The sequence below is a fragment of the Streptomyces yamdrokensis genome (assembly GCF_053890455.1).
The window spans coordinates 4,989,421-5,006,619 of record NZ_CM132679.1; the positions used below are offsets into that span (position 1 = coordinate 4,989,421).

The window sequence follows — 17,199 nt, forward strand, 5'->3', positions numbered from 1 at the left end:
AACCAGGAACGAGGAGCGCCGGACTCATGAGTCTGCGGTCACGTATCAACTCCCCCGAGGAGAAGGGCAGCCGGGGCGAGGACGGCCAGCTGGTCGCCTCCTACCGCGCCAAGCTCCTCGAGGAGATCGACCTCGCGGAGATGAGTTCGCTGGCCGCCGCCGAGCGCCGGGCGAGACTGGAGCGGGTGCTCGGGCACATCATCAGCCGCGAGGGCCCGGTCCTGTCGACCGTGGAGCGCTCGCAGCTGATCCGCAGGGTCGTCGACGAGGCACTCGGCCTCGGCATCCTGGAACCGCTCCTGGAGGACGCCTCCATCACGGAGATCATGGTCAACGGACCCGACGCGATCTTCGTCGAACGCGGCGGACGCGTCGAGCAGCTTCCGATGCGCTTCGCCTCCCACGACCAGCTGATGCAGACCATCGAACGCATCGTCTCGACGGTCAACCGCCGGGTCGACGAGTCGAATCCTATGGTGGACGCACGCCTGCCCTCCGGCGAGCGCGTCAACGTCATCATCCCGCCGCTGTCCCTGACCGGCGCCACCCTCACCATCCGCCGGTTCCCGCGCTCCTTCACCCTCCACGAGCTGATCGGCCTCGGCTCGCTCGACGAGCACATGCTGTACCTGCTGGCGGGTCTGGTGCAGGCACGCTTCAACGTGATCGTGTCGGGCGCGACCGGCACCGGCAAGACGACCCTCCTCAACGCGCTCTCCGGCCTGATCCCCGAGGGCGAGCGCATCATCACCATCGAGGACTCCGCCGAGCTCCAGCTCCAGCAGCCGCACGTGATCCGTCTGGAGGCGCGCCCGCCGAACGTCGAGGGCAAGGGCCGCATCACCATCCGCGACCTGGTGCGCAACTCGCTGCGCATGCGACCCGACCGGATCGTCGTCGGCGAGGTCCGCGGCGGCGAGTCCCTGGACATGCTCCAGGCGATGTCCACGGGCCACGACGGCTCGCTCGCCACCGTCCACGCCAACAGCGCGGAGGACGCCCTGATGCGCCTGCAGACCCTCGCCTCCATGTCGGAGGTGGAGATCCCCTTCGTCGCGCTGCACGACCAGATCAACAGCGCCGTCGACGTCGTCGTCCAGCTCACCCGCTTCGCCGACGGCGCCCGCCGCATCACCGAGATCGCCCTGCTGGAGAGCCACGGCGGCGAACCGTACCGGCTGGCCACGGTCGCCCGGTTCAACGCGCAGCCGATGGCGGGCGACGGCCGCGTCTACGGCTCGTACGAGCACCACCCGCTCCCGCGCCGCACCGCCGAACGCCTCTACATGGCGAGTCAGCCCGTCCCGCAGGCCTTCGGCATCGCCCGCTCCCTCGACCAGCTCACCACCCGAGAAGCCAGGTAGGACCGCCGCCATGGATCTGCAGGACCTGATCACGCTGACCACCGGCATCGCCCTGCTGACCTGTGTCCTCGCGGTCGTCGGCGTGCACACGTACGCCGCGGGCAGGGCTCAGCGGCAGGAACTGGTGGAGCGGCTGACGTACACCGGACAGGTCACGGTCGGCGGGCGCCGGCGCCACTTCCCCACCCTGGACCGCAGGCTGCGCCGCACCGCGTCCGGCAGGAAACTGGAACTGCGCCTGGTGGCGACCGGTCTGGACATCACCCCGGGCGAGTTCGTCGCCTGCATGGTCGCCCTCGCCCTGGGCCTCTTCCTCGCCGGCCAGGCCGTCCTCGCCCCGTTCTTCGGCCCGCTGGCCGGCATCCTGGGCATCTGGCTGGCGTTCCAGTTCCTCGACTGGCAACGCCAGAAACGCATCGAGAAGTTCATCAACCAACTTCCCGAACTGGCCCGCATCCTGGCCAACGCCACCCAGGCCGGCCTCGCCCTGCGGACGGCGATCGGCATGGCGGCGGAGGAGCTGGAGGCGCCGGCGGGCGAGGAACTGGCCAAGGTCGACAACCAGCTGGCCCTCGGAGCCTCGATGGACGACGCGCTGGGCGAGCTGGCCGAACGCCTTCCCTCCCGCGAACTCGTCGTCCTGGTCACCACGTTGGTGCTCTCCAACCGGGCGGGCGGCCAGGTCGTCAGCGCCCTGCGGAACCTCACCGACACCCTGGAGGAACGCAAGGAGACCCGGCGCGAGGTCCGTACCCAGCTCTCCCAGGTCAGCATGACGTCGTACGCCGTCCCCGTTCTGGGGGTCGGCTCGTTGTTCCTGATGAACGGGGTGAAGGACGGCGCCCTGGAACGCATGACCGGCTCCCCGGTCGGCCAGGGCGCCGTGATCGTCGCCTTCGGCCTGTACGCGGTCGGCTTCGTCCTGATCCGCCGCCTGTCCCGCATCGACGTATGAGGAGGGAGGAGTGAGTGACATGGGACTTCTGCTGGCGCTGGTGACGGCCGTAGCCGTAGGGGGCGTCTTCGCCGGCGTACGCATGTACCGCGCCGACGCGAAACTCCCCGCCGACCTGGCCCTCGCCCTGGAGGTCGGCGCCACCCGCACCGGCGCGGTGGACTCGCTCGTCGACCGCATGGGCATGCGTTACGCCCCCGCCGTCCTGCGCCTCATGGGGCCCCAGCGGGTCGCCGGGTACCGCCGCAGGATCGACCTCGCGGGCAACCCGGGCGGCCTCACCATCGACCGTTACGCCGCCCGCCGCGCGGTCTACGGTTTCCTCGGCGGCCTCGGCTTCCTGGTCTTCCTCATGCGCGGGCAGTTCTTCGTCGCCCTGCTGCTGCTCGCCTTCGGCGCGTTCTGGACGGAGGTCGGCATCTGGTCGGCGATCCGGATCCGCCGGGACGTGATCGAGCGGACCCTGCCGGACTTCCTGGACGTCCTCGCCGTCGTCGTCAGCGCGGGCCTCGGCTTCCGGCAGGCCCTGGACCGGGTCGCCACCAGGTACGAGGGCCCGTGGGCGGACGAACTGCGCATCACGCTCCGCCAGATGGACCTCGGCATGAGCCGCCGCCAGGCCTTCGCGGAACTGCGCCGGCGCAACGACTCCGAGCAGGTCGCCATGTTCGTCACCGCGTTGCAGCAGGGCGAGGAACTCGGCGCCCCCATCGTGGAGACGCTGGTCGCCCTCGCGAAGGACATGCGCCGCACGGACGCGCAGAACGCCCGCCGCAAGGCGGCCCGCGCGGTCCCCAAGGCCACCATGATGATCACCACGTTCATGGTCCCGGCCACGATGATCCTCCTCGGCGCGGGCCTGATCCTGGGCTCCGGCACCGACTTCGGCTCGATCACGGGCGAGTAGCGGGACGAGGGGCGAGGGACGGTGAACAGCAGGATGGCGATGACAGGGGAGCGCGGGCCGCGCTCAGGACGTAGGGGCCGCAAGGGCTTGCTGCGCCGGTGCCGTAGCCGGCGGCCCGGGACCGGCGTGCCCTCGGCGGACCGGGCCGCCCCGCAGGCTCCCACATCCCCACCCCCACCCCCGCCCACACCGGAACCCGCACCGGCATTCGAGTCCCCGGCCGTCGACCTCCAGATCAACGCACTCCAGGCTCTGTGCCGGCAGGTGTTCGGTTTCCGGCTGGCGGTGATCGCGCTGGCCGCCCCCGCCGCCCTCCTCGACGCGGGGCCGGGCTGGGGCGTGCGCCTGGTCGGCATCGCGGTCGTGGTCACCTTCATGGCGTCCTACGCCCTCGTCCGGGACTGGGAACGCTTCGGCCCCCTCCTCCTGCGCCACCCCGGTCTCCTCGCCGTGGACACCCTCTTCGGCGCCATGCTCCTCATCTCCGCCGGCCCCGACAGCCTCCTCGCGTACGCCGGCGTCTGCACCCCGCTCCTCGCGGGTCTGGTCTACGGCTGGCGGGGGGCGGCGGCGTTCGCCTCCCTCCAGGGCCTGATCCTGTTCCTGGTCCACGTGACCCTGGCGGACGCGGATGCGCCCGCGGGCCTCACGGAGACACTGTTCCTGCCGGGACTCTGCGTCATCACGGGCGCGGTCGGCTCCAGCCTCCGCAACCTCATGCTCCGCTTCGGCACGGCCACCCGGGCCCTGACGGAGGCCCAGGCCCGCCTGGCCGCCACGGAGGCGGTCAGCGAGGAACGCGCCCGCCTGGCCCGCGAGATGCACGACTCGGTGGCGAAGACCCTGTACGGCGTCGCCCTGGCCGCCGACGGCCTCGCCGGCTCGGCGAGCGCCGGGCACGTGAACGCGGCACTGGTACGGCAACAGGCGGAACTGGTCGCCCGCTCGGCCCGCCGCGCCGCCGCCGAGTCCCGCGAACTCCTGGCGGACCTGCGGGGAGGGACGCCCGGGGACGCGGGCGCGTGGCAGGGCGGCAAGGAGATCGTGACCGAGCTGGCAGCCCGTACACGCAGCTTCAGCACCCGCACGGGCCTTCCGGCGACCTTCCGCCGGACAGGCGATGACGATGCGGCCGGGACGCCGCCCCACCCCGTACCCGTCCCCCACACGGTGGTCCGCCAGCTGCTCGTCATCGTCTCGGAGGCGATGGAGAACGCCCACCGCCACGCGCACCCGACACGAATCGCCGTGGGGGCGGGCGTCCACGGCGGCCTGCTCCGCATCACCGTCCACGACGACGGCCGCGGCCTCCCGCCCGGCACGAGCCTCGAGGAACTCCGCAGGGACGGCCACTTCGGCCTGGTCGGCATGGTCGAGCGCGCGGCGGCGATCGGCGCCCGCATCCGCATCGGCCGAGGCGCCCACCCGCGGGGCACGGAGGTCCGCCTGGAACTCCCGATGGCGCCCGCGGGACCACGACCCAGCACCCGCGCGACAGCGGAGGCGGCCCGATGACACAGGCGACGCGAACGACACGGATGACGACGAACCGGGAACCCTCGCCCACTGCGGCCCTGCGGGTCCTCGTCGCCGACGACAACCCGGTGGTCCGCGCAGGCCTGACGGCCCTGCTCTCCGGCCGAGAAGGGATAAAGGTGGTGGCGGAGGCGGAAGACGGCCGGGAGGCCTGCGAGGCGGCCCGCGACCACCACCCGGACGTCATCCTCCTCGACGTCCGGATGCCGCGCATGGACGGTATCTCGGCACTTCCGTACCTGGTGGGGATCGCCCCGGTGGTGATGCTCACGTACAGCGGGGAGTCGGAGATCGTCGAGGAGGCGCTGCGCAGGGGAGCGGGCGGTTACCTGGTGCACGGCGAGTTCACGGCGGACGAACTGGTCGTGGCGGTACGGGACATCAGCCACGGCCGCCCCCACTTCACCCCCACGGCGGCAGAAGCGCTGCTGACCCAACTCCGCAGGACCCCCTCGATCCCAGCCTTGCCGGAAGGTCTGGGAGCCCGGACGGATGCGACTGCATACGAACTTTCCAAGAAGAAGACGCGGCATATGAACCCTCAACAAGCATTCTCACCAGGCGGGTCAGGTGCGCTGGGGTCTACCCTCCCGTCCATTTCTTCACAAAACCTTTCGCAACTGCAACCAGATATGGGACAGTCGTCGTCAGGGTGGACAAGCGGTCGCAGTCCGGCTGTTCCCGACAGGTCGAGGTTCCAACTGAGCGGCAGGGAGGCGGAGATCATGGATCACATCGCATCCGGGATGAACAACCAGCAGATCGCCGTCACTTGTTTCATCAGCGAGAAGACGGTCAAGAACCACATCAACCGCATCTTCGCCAAGCTGCACAGCACCAGCCGTTCCGAAGCCGCCGCCAAGTGGCTCGGCACGGCCCCGGATTCCGCACGAGGACTGGGGTGACCTGTGGTGACGTCAGGGGGGACGAAGCGGCGGCCCGGCAACTGGGCCCGGGATTGGGTCCTGGGGCCCTCTGGCGGACTGCGAAATTCGCCGTACGTTGCTGATATCGAATGCGGCACCCTGAAGGAAGCCGCAACCGCGTCAGCCGGAGGGGAACACCATGAGCAACTGGATCAACACCACGGTCACATACCTCCAGTCCCGCACCGCCCGCAACGACAGGGGGCAGACAGCGGTGGAGTACCTGGGGATCATCGCGGTGGTGGTGGCGATCGTGTTGGCCATCACGGGGACGAGTATCGGGCAGACGATCTTCAACGCGATCACGGACAAGATCACCGAGGTAACCGGCGGTTGAGGCGGTTCCGCAGGTTCGGCGACGCAGGGCAGGCCTTTCCCATCTATCTGACGGTGGTGGGGGGCCTGCTCTTTCTCGCGTTCGCGTACCTGGCGGTCGGGCAGGCCGCGGCCAACAGGAATGGTGCTCAGACCGCTGCAGACGCGGCAGCACTGGCTGCAGCGCAGGACAGACGTGACCAACTCGCGGGTGCGTGGGTCGAGGAACTCCTGGATCCGACCAAGTGGCAGGAGATCTTCGACGGCAGTGCGGAAGGACTCGACGACTCGTGCTGGCGCGCACAGCAACTCGCCGCACAGAACGACGCGGCTGTCATGGGGTCGGGATGCGAGCAGGACGGACTGCTGGGCTACACGGTCGAGGTCGAGACCACCGACACCGTGGGGGACTCCATCGTGCCCGGCACCGAGAGCATGAAGTCGCGGGAGACAGCCACCGCTGTGATCGATCCTCGCTGTGCCTTCGATCCCCTGGCCGAGGACGCGCCTGAGGACACACTGCCTCTGCTCACCTGCAAGGGCACAGAGTGGGAACTGGATCCGGAAGGTCCGGTGGAACTCCTTCCGCGGCCCGAGGACCTTTTCGATGTCCACCTGGCCGACTGACCGACGAACCACGAGTGACTAAGGAAGCAGAGGCATGAGCATTCGGTTCACGACGAAGGCCCAGAGGGGGATGGTCGCGCTGACCGTTGCGGCCGGACTGGCCCTCGGGGCAGCTGGCTGCGGTGGGGGCGGAGACGACGACAAGAGCCCGGAGAAGTCGGCGTCCGCTTCCAAGGGCGACGGGTCAAACCCGAGTGCTCAGGAGGGGCCGACGGACGAGGTTCAGGTCGAATTGAAGGGGCCCGACGGCCTATTGCTTCAAGTCACCTCCGCAGATCGAGATGCGGGAGGCTTTGTCACCGTCAATGGCATCCTGAAGAATGAGAGTGACAAGACACTCACCCTGCCTGCACAACTGAGTGGCAATGAGACCGAGGTGATCAGGAACGGTCAGTCCCTCGGCGGAGCGACACTGGTCGATTCCAAGAGCAAGAAGCGTTACTACGTTCTGCGTGACACAGAGGGGCGTCCCCTCACCACAACGGGAATCAGCCGGGTCAAGTCCGGCGAGACCGTGCCTGTCTTCATGCAGTTCCCGTCGCCTCCGAACGAGACGACCGAAGTGACCTTCCAGTTGCCGATGTTCGCCACTGGCGACATCACGATTTCTGGATGAGGCCGCCAATGACCCGCTTGCGCACCCGACTGGAGGCCCCACGCCTCGCAGCCGTAGCGATCACCGCAACCGTCCTGGTAGCCACCACCCTCTACGGCGCCACCGGCACCGCCGCCGCCGACGACCCCAGCACCCCCCCAGGCTCCGAGGCCTCCGCCTCCGCCCCCGTCGAACTCGACCCCAACGACCCGGACCTGAAGCTCCCGGACGGAGCCACCCTCGCCGAGCCGAAGGTCCTGGACATCAAGCAGGTCGTCGAGGAGCAGAGTGGTGACGAGCGCCGCGAGGACACCAACACGGAGGTGACGTTCGCGCTGCAGGCGGAGGTGCTGTTCGGCAAGGACAGCGCGAAGCTCAGCGCGCAGGCGAAGGCCCGTATCGGCACGATCGCCGAGGAGATCAAGAAACAGAACGCGGCGAGGATCCGAGTCTTCGGCTTCACGGACAACCTGGGCTCCTCGGCCCACGGCGACGACCTGTCCCGCCGGCGCGCGAACGCCGTCCACACCGTCCTGGACCAAGAGCTGAACGACCCGAACGTCACGTACGAGGTACGCGGCTACGGCGAGCAGTACCCGATCTCCGACAACTCGACGGAAGCCGGCCGCAAGAAGAACCGCAGGGTCGAGATCACCTTCCCCCGTACGAACGACTGAGGCCCTGAAACCAGGCTGGCTTCCGCGACCCCGATTTCGGCCAACCGAGTCCGGATCGGTGCTCGTCGGGCGTTCCGATGCCTCTCGGTGAGAGAGGCGGGCCGTGCGGTCGGCGCACATCCGGCGCGTCAGCCGAGTCGTCGGCCGGGAATGACGGATTTCACCGGAGGCCCCTCGGCTGCTGATCACCCCGCAGGCGATCGGCCTGCTTCACCTCGTCGTGGCGGCCGTCGGGCCCTCGGGCCGTCAGACGTCAGGGCATCGGCGTCCGATGGGGTTTCACGGTGGCTGCCCGCCATCCATCACGCGGATGTTCTCGGGTCATGTCCCATCGGGACTGGAGACCACGGCATTCCAGACGACCACGTCCACCGTGAGCTTCAGAGGGTCGGGGGAATACTTCTGTACCTCAACCCAGGCCCAGCGCCGCTCCGACGTCACCACACAGGCCGTGGTACCTGACCGCAGGTCCTCCCATTCGATTGTCGCCTCCAGCGCCGTCTGGGCCTTGCAGGTCGACAGGGAGCGCTCCTTGCCGGTCGTCACGGTCAGTTGGGGGGCATCCAACCCTCCGATGAACCTGTTGGGGTCCAGATAGAGATCCGCTCCCTTGTAACTGAAGATCCTGGCATCCCAGTTGGGGGTGTCCGAATCGAGGTCGAGACTGGTGTCAGCGATCATCTGTATGCCCTCACCGGAGCGCAGGACGGAGTCCTGGGCGGGCGCATCGTCATCGACGAGGTCGTCTGTCGTTGGGTCCGTTGTGGGTGTGGACGATGATCCCGCCTGCTCGGTTTCGGTGACCGTTACCGTGGGCGTGGGCTCGGGCGGACCCACGCCCACGGTAACGGTGTCGGTCAGGATGGCGACGCCTGCTGGGATCGCCGCCGCAACCACCGTGGCTGTCGCGGTCAATACGGCGGCCCGGACCTGTTCGGAGCGGCGACGCGGAGCACCACCACCAAGCTCTCCGTCCGTGGGGCCGGGCGGACCTCCGGGGCCGGTGCTGTCCGGCGCCGTTCCCCCTGATGCACTGCCATTCGAACTGACGCCGTCTCGTTCGGACACGGTCCCCCCGGCTGGTGAGCAGATGCGTGGTGACCGCAACAGATCATCGCATCGCGGACTTTTGTGAATCGCACGAGCGTAGCGGACCTGGAGCGATCCAGAGAGTAAAGACCGAAATATTCGGACGGTCCGCCCACCCCTTGTACTGCCAAGCGCTCCGGAGCGTGCGCTGGTCCAGTAGCTGTGGTTCTTCCGGACCTGAGCGGTGGGTTTCTGCTGCTCAGGCGTGAACTCCGTGGCATCGAGGAAGAGCCGGGGCGCCATGTTCGGCGAGGATGACACGAAGGTCACCGACGGCTTCGTGGAGCGGTCGGCACCTGCGCACCTGCTTTCACCGACTGCGAATCGATGATCATGCTTGATCGGACAGGAGGGGGCCGGACGGGTGAACATCACGGTCGATTTCTACACACGGACACGGAGCAGTTCTGCACCTCCGCTTCGCGCAATATGTTGGATAGGGTGAGCTACTGGCTATTGCGATCGAAAGCGGTTGATCATGGCGGTGACGCCAAGGCCCGGTAGGTTGACAGCAGCGGTAGACAAGGATTCGCGTCCGGTGCGATCGGCCACGACCGACAGCGCCTCGGAGCCTCTCGTCTCGCCGGTCAATTCGCACAACGAGTGGGACCCGCTGGAGGAGATCGTCGTCGGGCGTCTCGACGGCGCGACGATTCCCTCCGACCATCCGGTCGTGACCTGCAACATCCCGCCATGGGCGGCGCGGATGCAGGGGCTTGCCGCCGGGTTCAGGTACCCGCGCCTGCTGGTCGAGCGGGCGCAGCAGGAACTCGATCAGTTCATCGCCCTCCTGGAGTCCCTCGACGTCACCGTCAGACGCCCGGACGAGATGGACCACCGACGGCGCTTCAGCACCCCCGACTGGTCGTCACGCGGCTTCTGCAACACGTGCCCGCGTGACAGCATGCTGGTGATCGGCGACGAGATCGTCGAGACCCCGATGGCATGGCCGTGCCGGTATTTCGAGACCCACTCCTATCGCACGATCCTCAAGGAGTACTTCCGGGGCGGTGCGCGCTGGACGGCGGCTCCCAAGCCGCAGCTCACCGACGAACTCTTCGAGGCGGATTTCCGTATCCCCGAGGCCGGCGAGCCCATGCGCTACATCCTCACCGAGTTCGAGCCGGTGTTCGACGCGGCGGACTTCATGCGCGCGGGACGCGACCTGTTCGTCACACGGAGCAACGTCACCAACCGGATGGGCATCGACTGGCTGCGCCGCCATCTCGGGCCCGGTTACCGCATCCACGAGATCAAGAGCCGCTGCCGAACGCCCATGCACATCGACACGACGTTCGTCCTCCTCGCGCCCGGCAAGGTACTGGTCAACCCCGAATACATCGACGTCGACCACCTGCCCGACGTCCTGAGCTCGTGGGACGTCCTGATCGCCCCGGAGCCCCGTCCGATCGACGAGCGTCTGCTCAAAATCACTTCGATGTGCGGCAAGTGGCTGAGCATGAACGTTCTCATGATCGACGAGAAACGGGTCATCGCGGAGCGCCACCACACCGACATGCTGCGCGCGCTGGAGAAATGGGGGTTCGAGCCGATCCCGTGCGACCTGCTGCACTACGCACCGTTCGGCGGCTCGTTCCACTGCGCGACCCTCGACATCCGGCGCCGCGGCACACTCGAGTCGTATGCCGATTGACGGCCCACCGGTCGCTGAGGTTTCTCCGAGCGGCGCGCACTGGACGGCGTACGGAAGGTGCCCATGACTGAGAAAGTGCTGCCCTGGCCGAACCAGCCGTCCTGTCGGCTTCGGACATCGGAACTCCGCCTACCCGGGTGAACCGTCGGCTCCAGGGTGTCTTACCAGGCGTCTACCTCCGGCGGCCACTGCGGCCACTGAGCCTCAACAGCTGCCGCCGCCAGCTGAGAGTCGATGTCCACCCAGGTGAAGAGCTTGCCGGCCGCAGTGCTCAAGATCCTTTCTCACTCGTTCGGTGGCCTCCCTGCTTCGCAAGCCGTTCGCGGCTCCGCCGCAGTTTGCGCACCCCCACGTCGACCCTCGCATCAGATGAGTGACTGAGTTACCGGGAGCGCCCTCTTCCACGCGAAGTCGAAGATCGACGAGGCTTCCGACGCCGGCATCCAGAACCGGTCGGTGTGGGAGGAGGTCGGTGACTGGTTCACCGACAACTGGGACACCATCGTCACCGTCTGCAAGGTCGTCGTCGCGGTCGTCGGCATCGTCGCCCTGATCATCGGCGGCCCCATCCTGCTTCCGCGCTGCCTGTCCAATCCGGCACGCAGGTGGACTGTCCATTGCGCTTCCCGGGCCAGTATGCGGACGCGGAGACTGGCTGGCATTACAACCACCATCGCTACTATGACCCCGGAACCGGTCACTACGCGACCCCTGACCCGTTAGGTCTCGGCCCTGCTCCCAATGACACGGCCTATGTCCCCAACCCGTACCGCTGGGTCGATCCGCTCGGGCTGTACCGCGATCCCGGCAGCGGTGAGTACGCGAGGGATCCGAATGCACCTGAGACGAGGCACAATCGCAAGAGCGAGTACCCGTCCAGATACCGCGAGACGACACATGACGAGATGAGTAAGAACTGGACCCTAGAAAGGGCCCAACAGGGACAACGACCAGTCGACGCGAGCGGTAACAAGATCCCCAGAGAGCAACTGACTTGGTTCGACTCCAATGGTGACATCATCTGGGACCCGCAGAAACCAGGTTCCAAACCGTTCAGTGAGACGGTGACGTACGAACACAAGGAAGCTGTCGTGGATCACTGGAACCAAGAAGGAAGGTTTACCGACCGCGCCGCCCGAAACGATTTCTACAATCATGTCGACAGCATGGAGGCCATGGAGAAGAGCAGGAACTCCAGCGGGGGAGCCATGATGGAGGCCCGCTACAGTCAGGAGACGGGACCGAACTACTCCTGCACCTGATATCACCTTGGACTTACCGTTAATCCGAAACCATCCCTGGAAGGAATCATGGATCTGCAGGCCACGATTGCCAACTTCCCGAATGTTGCTCCGCTCGAGGGCCTGGACGGGGCATGGAAGTGGACTCTAAATCCGGTGCTGCATTTCGCGGGAGCCCTGACCGAGGGCGGGACCCGCTTGTTGCAGACCAATCAGCGGGGCAAGCACGATGACGATCTAGCCCGAGCGGTGCTGGGCTTTGCCCGTCGGCACGAGACGGAACTGATCGGCGAGGGGCGGCTGATCGCCGCAGTGGGTGACTTCGTCGCGCCTGGTTACGAGTTCGATGCCGTTGCCGCCACGGCCCCCGAGGTCCACGGTCATCACAGGGCTCAGAACCCCGGCCTCACCGAGGTCACCCACATCGTGTTCCCGGCGTATGCGAGTGAGGTTTCGGGGCGGGAGTCCCTGGCCGAGGCGGAGGCCCGCTACCAGAAGATGCTTCGACCCGCTGAAATCGGACGGGAGCCGGTGCCGTTCCTCAAGATGCGGTTCGATAATCCCCGCACGGGCGGTGGCAGCACCAATCCCGGACGGGCGCTGACGTACCCGCGAATCCTGCGCCAGGAGATTTCGCAACTCGAGGGTGTTTTTGGCGGTTTCGTGGAGTACGAGAATCGGGTCGGTGAGATCTGGCGCGTGGAGTGGGGCGGAGACAGCGGCTGGATGGTGTCCGGTGAAACGGGGCGCCGCAGGATGAGCCTGGATGAAATCCTAGAGTTCACCGACAGGAGTCTCCAGGTGTGAACGCCGAACATGCAGCGGCGGTGCTGAGGCAGTCTCCGGACATTGTATCTGGATAAAACGTTCGGTCCACATTCAAGACGCTGCCACTCCGGGGTCCCCTGCGAAGTCCCTGCCCTTCCATGTGTCGGAAAATGGAATGAGGGGATGAATAAATGACTGATGTGAGCACGGAATTGGCCGGGTTGGCAGATCTCGAAGAACTCGGCGGCCCTGCTGTGGAATCGGCGCTTTCGGCGTCGGGGTGGTCGGGCGAGCGAAGAAACCCGTCGAAACCCTGGGCCACCACATGGAGGCGTGACGGCGCCCGTGCGTGGGTCCAGGGTGAAGGCCCGGTCGAGGTGGAATTTACGCTGTGGTTCCAGAAGGTCGACGACGACCGGCTGAGCTCCGACACCTATCTGGAGGATCTCTACGACGTCGCCGCCGCGAAGATTCCGGAAGTCGTGTCGCAACTGCGGTCCGGAAGTCTGGGAGAGCGACTGGAGGAGCCGGAGGGCGAGGTCGCGGATGTCGACTCCTACATCGAGCACCACGCATGGAGGGTCATGGGAAAGGAACTCCTGGTGGGTGTGAAGCAGGACGACACCGACACCCCGGTCCAACTCGTGGTCGTCCTCCGCGAGCCAGGGGAGGCCGACGAAGCGGCAGACGACTGGCTGTGATCTTGGCCGCCAGGCCGCTGGTGAGGCCGCCACCGGTGTGCCGGGGTCCTGGGTGCCGCCTCCGCCTTGGTGGACCTCGTCAACAGGAACGCTCCCGTGCTGGTCCTCCAGATGCGGTGTTCCGTTCCGAGCGACGCAACTGTCGGCGTTTCGCCCGCCCCAGTTTCCCTGTGCCGTCCAGTGGAACGGTCGGGCAGCTGAGCGGCTCATAGGCCTGGCAGGTAATGAGATTAAGGCGCGACTGCTCTGGTCCGAGGCCCTACAAGTCGTGCTGCACCCCGATGCATGGGGGATCTGACGTGCGCTGTGTGCCTCAGTGTTCCCTTGCTTGACAGTTGCCCGCGAGTTACAGACGGGAGACGGGAGGTGGGACGTTGGTGTGTGAAGCGGGTCCCCGGCGGGCTGACAATCGGCTTGTCACCCACAGCGCCCGTTGGGAGGAAGGCCGCTGGCAGGTGCAGCACATCATCGCGGCGGAACCCAGTCCGTACGGTGACGGGAGACGAGCAGAGGAATCAGTGTTCGTCATACCCCGCTCACACAAAATCTGCCTGGCCTGAGTCTCCCGGGAGAGGTGGGTGCGTTGCAGGTTCTCTGGCGCTCGCTAAACGATCACGGCCGCGAACAGAACACCGGTTGAGTACCTGCCCCCCCGGAAAGCTTCGGACCTGACTGATGCGTAGGTCGGCCAGTCCGAGCCGGAGGACGGCCCGAGCGTCGGCGGTGTCGGGTTGCGTAACGAGACCGTTCCAAGTGAGTTGAAAGGCAATGATTTTGGTCAGATATGCCCGGCAAGTCGTCACTGATCTCTCTGGTGTCGTTACGCATCGCTGGATAGCGTGGGTTCGCTCGAGAGAAGCCTCGCCCCACCGGGAGCCGAAACCGTGAACCGCCGCCCCACCCTGCTCGCAGCGCTCGCGCTGACCGCCGTCACGGCGCTGACGCTGTCCGCGTGCGGCGGCAGTGACGAGGAGAGCTCCGCCAAGGACAAGGACAGCGACAAGATCGCGGGCGCGGACACGGGGGGCGAGAAGTCGGCTCCGCCGAGCGAATCGTCGGCGCCGGCCGCCGAAGGGCGTCCGAAGATCGAACTGCCGTCCGACCTCTCCTACACCTTTGACTGGCCCAAGACCGGCGACAAGGAGAAGGACGCGATTCTGGCCGACGGTGAACAGTCCATCAAGGCAGTGGACTTGGCGATCACCAACCAGGATGCGTTGGACAAGGGATATCTCTACTACTACGAAGGGGAGGGGGCGGCGGCGACACAGAAGTTCATTCAGAACTACGTGGATCACAAGGCTGGTCTCACGGGCTCCTACCGCTTCTACGCCCCTGTTGTCGCTGTAGGCAAGGACGGCACCGGATCCCTCAGCTATTGCGAGGATCAGGGCAAGGCGTATGTGAAGTACCTCGAGACCGGCAAGGTCAAGAAAACCGAGGTCACGGAGAAGAGTTACGTGATCTACCACACCTCCCTCAAGAAGAACGACGAAGGAGTGTGGGTGATCCACAAGATCGTGTCGGAACGGGGGAGCGTCAAGTGTCAGTCGTGACGGGCGTCCGTCGGAGGGTCGGCGTTATTGCCGCCTTCGGCGTGGTGATTCCTCTTCTCGCTCTGCCAGATGTGGCCCACGCCGACGACGAACTGGGTGAGGAGTCGCAGGGGGCGGCGCAGCAGGCCGAGGTCGGTGGTGACGGTACTGTTTCGGTTGCGGTGGGTGGTGTGGTGTTTGATCGTTCGAGGAATGGGGGTGGTGGTTCGGCGGGTGCGTTGAGGGCGTCTGCGTCGTGGTCGCCGCCGCCTTGTTGGTATGCGCCGAAGTATTCGCCGGAGCAGTTGCAGGAGTATTTGGAGCCGATCTGGGAGGCCGGGTCGACGGGGCATGAGTGGGATGCCACGCAGCGGAGGAAGTATCTGAATCCGGATGAGCCGGAGAAGGATTTCAACAAGGACCGGGCCGGTGAGGGGTACTGGTGGGGTTCCTACGTCAATGACGGTTTTCCCCCGGGCTGGGATTCCTGTGACGAGGACTACTTCTGGGTGGAGCAGGGTGATTCCCCGCCGGCCGGTATCGAGAACGCGGTGACTCCGGAGGTTCTCGCGGAGCTTGCCTATGCGGAGATCCGTGTCCCGGGTACGGAGGTGGCGCTGGCGCCGGCCGAGGCGGCGAAGGTGAATCTTCCGACGTGGGCGTGGCTGGACGGGGCGCAGTTCAGGCCGGTGTCGGTCACCGCGTCCGTGCCGGTGATCGGTATTGAGGCGACGGCCACGGCGGTGCCGGTGTCGCTGGAGATCGAGCCGGGCACGCCCGACGCCCGGACGTTTCCGGCGTCCGGTGTCTGTGCGATCGACGGCGGCCGGATCGGGGAGCCGTATGCCAGGGGCAGGGCGGACCAGGATCCGCCCTGCGGCGTGGAGTACCTGCGGTCCTCGGGTGAGGGCGCCTTCCCGCTGCAGGCCACGGTCACCTGGGAGATCGAGTGGACCGGCACCGGTGGTGCGGGCGGTGACCTTCCGAACGGCAGCTTCGGCGCCACCCAGGACGTCGTCGTCCAGGAGATCCAGGCCATCAACCGCTGAACCGTGCGCTGAGAATCCAGAGGGGTTCTTCCGAGGGGATCTCCTGAGACAGGTCGAACGCCTCATCGTCGGATTCCGGATTGCCCCGATGCCTGACATCTACGTCTTCGGCGTACGAGGCCGGGCGACGACGAGGGGAATCCGTCGGTCCATCGGCTCCGCCGTCCGACCGGCCTACAGCAAGTGGTCGGCTTTGCCGGCCTTGATCTCGAGGATGAGGGCGCGGAGGGCTTCTCGGGTGTCGGTGAGAGGGTGGTCCTCCTGGCCGGCGACGGCGATGTAGGCGTTGCCGTCAGGGTCGGTGCCTATGCGGAAGCAGTTGTTTCCCTCGGCACAGTACGGTTCTTCCCAGCTGACGTCGGCCAAGATGACGGCTCCTCAGAGTTGGCGGGCGATGGAGTGTACGAGGTCCTGGGAAGCTCGGGTATCAAGTGATCTGTCGTGCCACCAGTCCATGTGGGCACGGTACTTCGTGAGTTGGGCGTCGGCGTGGGTGAACTCGCCTCCATGAGCGGAGTCCAACTGCACGGTGTCCAGTTGTGGCACCGCCCCGTGGGCGTACAGAACCGCGTGCCCTGCTCCTGGGAATGCGCCGGCCTCGACGGGGAGCACACGTACGTCGACATTGCTGCGCTCCGTCATCTCGCACAGGTGCTCCAGTTGCTCCCGCATGATCCGTCGGCCGCCGAACTGCATGCGTAGAGCGAGCTCGTGCACGTAGGCCACGTAGTCGACCCAAGGCTCCTGCTCCAGGACCTTTTGCCGCTGCATGCGCAACGCGACCCGCAACTCGACCTCCGACCTGGGCAGTGGAGGCAGGGCGGAGTCGAAGATGGCACGGGCGTACCCGCTCTGCTGCAGGAGCCCTGGTACGTGAACGGTCTGCAGGGTGCGTAGTCGTGTGGCGAACCACTCCAACTCGGCAACATCCAACATCCCTTGCGGAAGCTGGCCCCGATAGTGCTCCCACCAGCCGCGCTTGCGCTGTTCGCTCATGGCGACGAGCGCGGCGATGTACTCCTCGTCATCGCAGGAGTAGTTGCAGGCAAGCGTGCCGATACGGTCGGCGGCGAAGGGCCGGATGCCCGATTCCATGTTGGACAGACGGGTCCGGTCGATACCGAGCAGTCCTGCCGCGTACTCGGTCGTGACGCCCGCAGCCATCCGCATCTTGCGCAACTCGGAACCAAGCCGCTTCTGACGCTCCGTCGGCGTACTCCTGGTCGCCATGCTGCCCCTCTCCCCACGTGCCGGCCCCAG

The 17,199-nt window shown here is 66.5% G+C and carries 17 protein-coding genes and 2 pseudogenes; 16 read left to right on the top strand and 3 right to left on the bottom strand.

Features of this window, described 5'->3' with window-relative positions:
- The first annotated feature begins 26 nt into the window (after window positions 1–26).
- The 9 genes from ACWZEH_RS22315 (at window position 27) to ACWZEH_RS22355 (ending at window position 7,902) form a co-directional block, all read left to right on the top strand.
- Window positions 27–1,364, top strand: a complete 1,338-nt coding sequence (locus ACWZEH_RS22315) for a TadA family conjugal transfer-associated ATPase (RefSeq protein WP_456192887.1) — start codon at window positions 27–29, stop codon at window positions 1,362–1,364.
- Between the two features lie 10 nt (window positions 1,365–1,374).
- On the top strand, window positions 1,375–2,319 hold the full coding sequence (locus ACWZEH_RS22320; protein ID WP_456192888.1) for a type II secretion system F family protein: 945 nt from the start codon (window positions 1,375–1,377) through the stop codon (window positions 2,317–2,319).
- Window positions 2,320–2,338: 19 nt separating this feature from the next.
- Window positions 2,339–3,226, top strand: a complete 888-nt coding sequence (locus tag ACWZEH_RS22325) for a DUF5936 domain-containing protein (protein ID WP_456192889.1) — start codon at window positions 2,339–2,341, stop codon at window positions 3,224–3,226.
- Window positions 3,227–3,259: 33 nt separating this feature from the next.
- Window positions 3,260–4,741, top strand: coding sequence for a sensor histidine kinase (locus tag ACWZEH_RS22330; protein WP_456199770.1), 1,482 nt, complete (start codon window positions 3,260–3,262; stop codon window positions 4,739–4,741).
- Entirely contained in the window at window positions 4,738–5,667 is a 930-nt protein-coding gene (locus ACWZEH_RS22335; RefSeq protein WP_456192890.1) for a response regulator, read from the top strand. The genes ACWZEH_RS22330 and ACWZEH_RS22335 overlap by 4 nt, the downstream gene beginning before the upstream one ends.
- 160 nt (window positions 5,668–5,827) lie before the next feature.
- Window positions 5,828–6,025, top strand: a complete 198-nt coding sequence (locus tag ACWZEH_RS22340) for a Flp family type IVb pilin (protein WP_055596557.1) — start codon at window positions 5,828–5,830, stop codon at window positions 6,023–6,025.
- Window positions 6,022–6,630: a pilus assembly protein TadG-related protein gene (locus ACWZEH_RS22345; RefSeq protein WP_456192891.1), complete on the top strand. Its 609-nt coding sequence runs from the start codon at window positions 6,022–6,024 to the stop codon at window positions 6,628–6,630. Before ACWZEH_RS22340 ends, ACWZEH_RS22345 begins: the two co-directional genes overlap by 4 nt.
- 34 nt (window positions 6,631–6,664) lie before the next feature.
- Window positions 6,665–7,246: a hypothetical protein gene (locus ACWZEH_RS22350; RefSeq protein WP_456192892.1), complete on the top strand. Its 582-nt coding sequence runs from the start codon at window positions 6,665–6,667 to the stop codon at window positions 7,244–7,246.
- 8 nt (window positions 7,247–7,254) lie between these two features.
- Window positions 7,255–7,902, top strand: a complete 648-nt coding sequence (locus tag ACWZEH_RS22355) for an OmpA family protein (protein ID WP_456192893.1) — start codon at window positions 7,255–7,257, stop codon at window positions 7,900–7,902.
- 321 nt (window positions 7,903–8,223) lie between these two features.
- Here ACWZEH_RS22355 and ACWZEH_RS22360 read toward each other — a convergent pair whose 3' ends face one another.
- Window positions 8,224–8,817 carry a hypothetical protein gene (locus tag ACWZEH_RS22360; RefSeq protein ID WP_456192894.1) on the bottom strand — a complete coding sequence of 198 codons (594 nt, stop codon included), beginning with the start codon at window positions 8,815–8,817 and terminating at the stop codon, window positions 8,224–8,226.
- Window positions 8,818–9,469: 652 nt separating this feature from the next.
- Here ACWZEH_RS22360 and ACWZEH_RS22365 point away from each other — a divergent pair.
- The 7 genes and pseudogenes from ACWZEH_RS22365 to ACWZEH_RS22395 all read left to right on the top strand — a co-directional run bounded on the left by ACWZEH_RS22365 (window position 9,470) and on the right by ACWZEH_RS22395 (window position 15,939).
- Window positions 9,470–10,645 (top strand): amidinotransferase, encoded by a 1,176-nt coding sequence (locus ACWZEH_RS22365; RefSeq protein WP_456199772.1) that lies wholly within the window; start codon window positions 9,470–9,472, stop codon window positions 10,643–10,645.
- Window positions 10,646–11,050: 405 nt separating this feature from the next.
- Window positions 11,051–11,218, top strand: a pseudogene (locus tag ACWZEH_RS22370) (DUF6531 domain-containing protein); the annotation flags it as partial.
- 35 nt (window positions 11,219–11,253) lie between these two features.
- Window positions 11,254–11,907, top strand: a pseudogene (locus tag ACWZEH_RS22375) (RHS repeat-associated core domain-containing protein); the annotation flags it as partial.
- Window positions 11,908–11,955: 48 nt separating this feature from the next.
- Window positions 11,956–12,693 (top strand): hypothetical protein, encoded by a 738-nt coding sequence (locus tag ACWZEH_RS22380; RefSeq protein ID WP_456192895.1) that lies wholly within the window; start codon window positions 11,956–11,958, stop codon window positions 12,691–12,693.
- A gap of 152 nt (window positions 12,694–12,845) precedes the next feature.
- Window positions 12,846–13,355: a hypothetical protein gene (locus ACWZEH_RS22385; protein ID WP_456192896.1), complete on the top strand. Its 510-nt coding sequence runs from the start codon at window positions 12,846–12,848 to the stop codon at window positions 13,353–13,355.
- 884 nt (window positions 13,356–14,239) lie between these two features.
- Window positions 14,240–14,911 (top strand): hypothetical protein, encoded by a 672-nt coding sequence (locus ACWZEH_RS22390; RefSeq protein WP_456199774.1) that lies wholly within the window; start codon window positions 14,240–14,242, stop codon window positions 14,909–14,911.
- Window positions 14,912–15,003: 92 nt separating this feature from the next.
- A complete protein-coding gene (locus ACWZEH_RS22395; RefSeq protein WP_456199776.1) occupies window positions 15,004–15,939 on the top strand; it encodes a hypothetical protein in 936 nt (311 codons plus the stop codon).
- Between the two features lie 174 nt (window positions 15,940–16,113).
- Here ACWZEH_RS22395 and ACWZEH_RS22400 read toward each other — a convergent pair whose 3' ends face one another.
- Together ACWZEH_RS22400 and ACWZEH_RS22405 are read right to left on the bottom strand one after the other, a co-directional pair.
- Window positions 16,114–16,305 carry a hypothetical protein gene (locus ACWZEH_RS22400; protein WP_456192897.1) on the bottom strand — a complete coding sequence of 64 codons (192 nt, stop codon included), beginning with the start codon at window positions 16,303–16,305 and terminating at the stop codon, window positions 16,114–16,116.
- A 12-nt stretch (window positions 16,306–16,317) separates the two neighbouring features.
- Window positions 16,318–17,169: a helix-turn-helix domain-containing protein gene (locus tag ACWZEH_RS22405; RefSeq protein ID WP_456192898.1), complete on the bottom strand. Its 852-nt coding sequence runs from the start codon at window positions 17,167–17,169 to the stop codon at window positions 16,318–16,320.
- Window positions 17,170–17,199 lie beyond the last annotated feature (30 nt).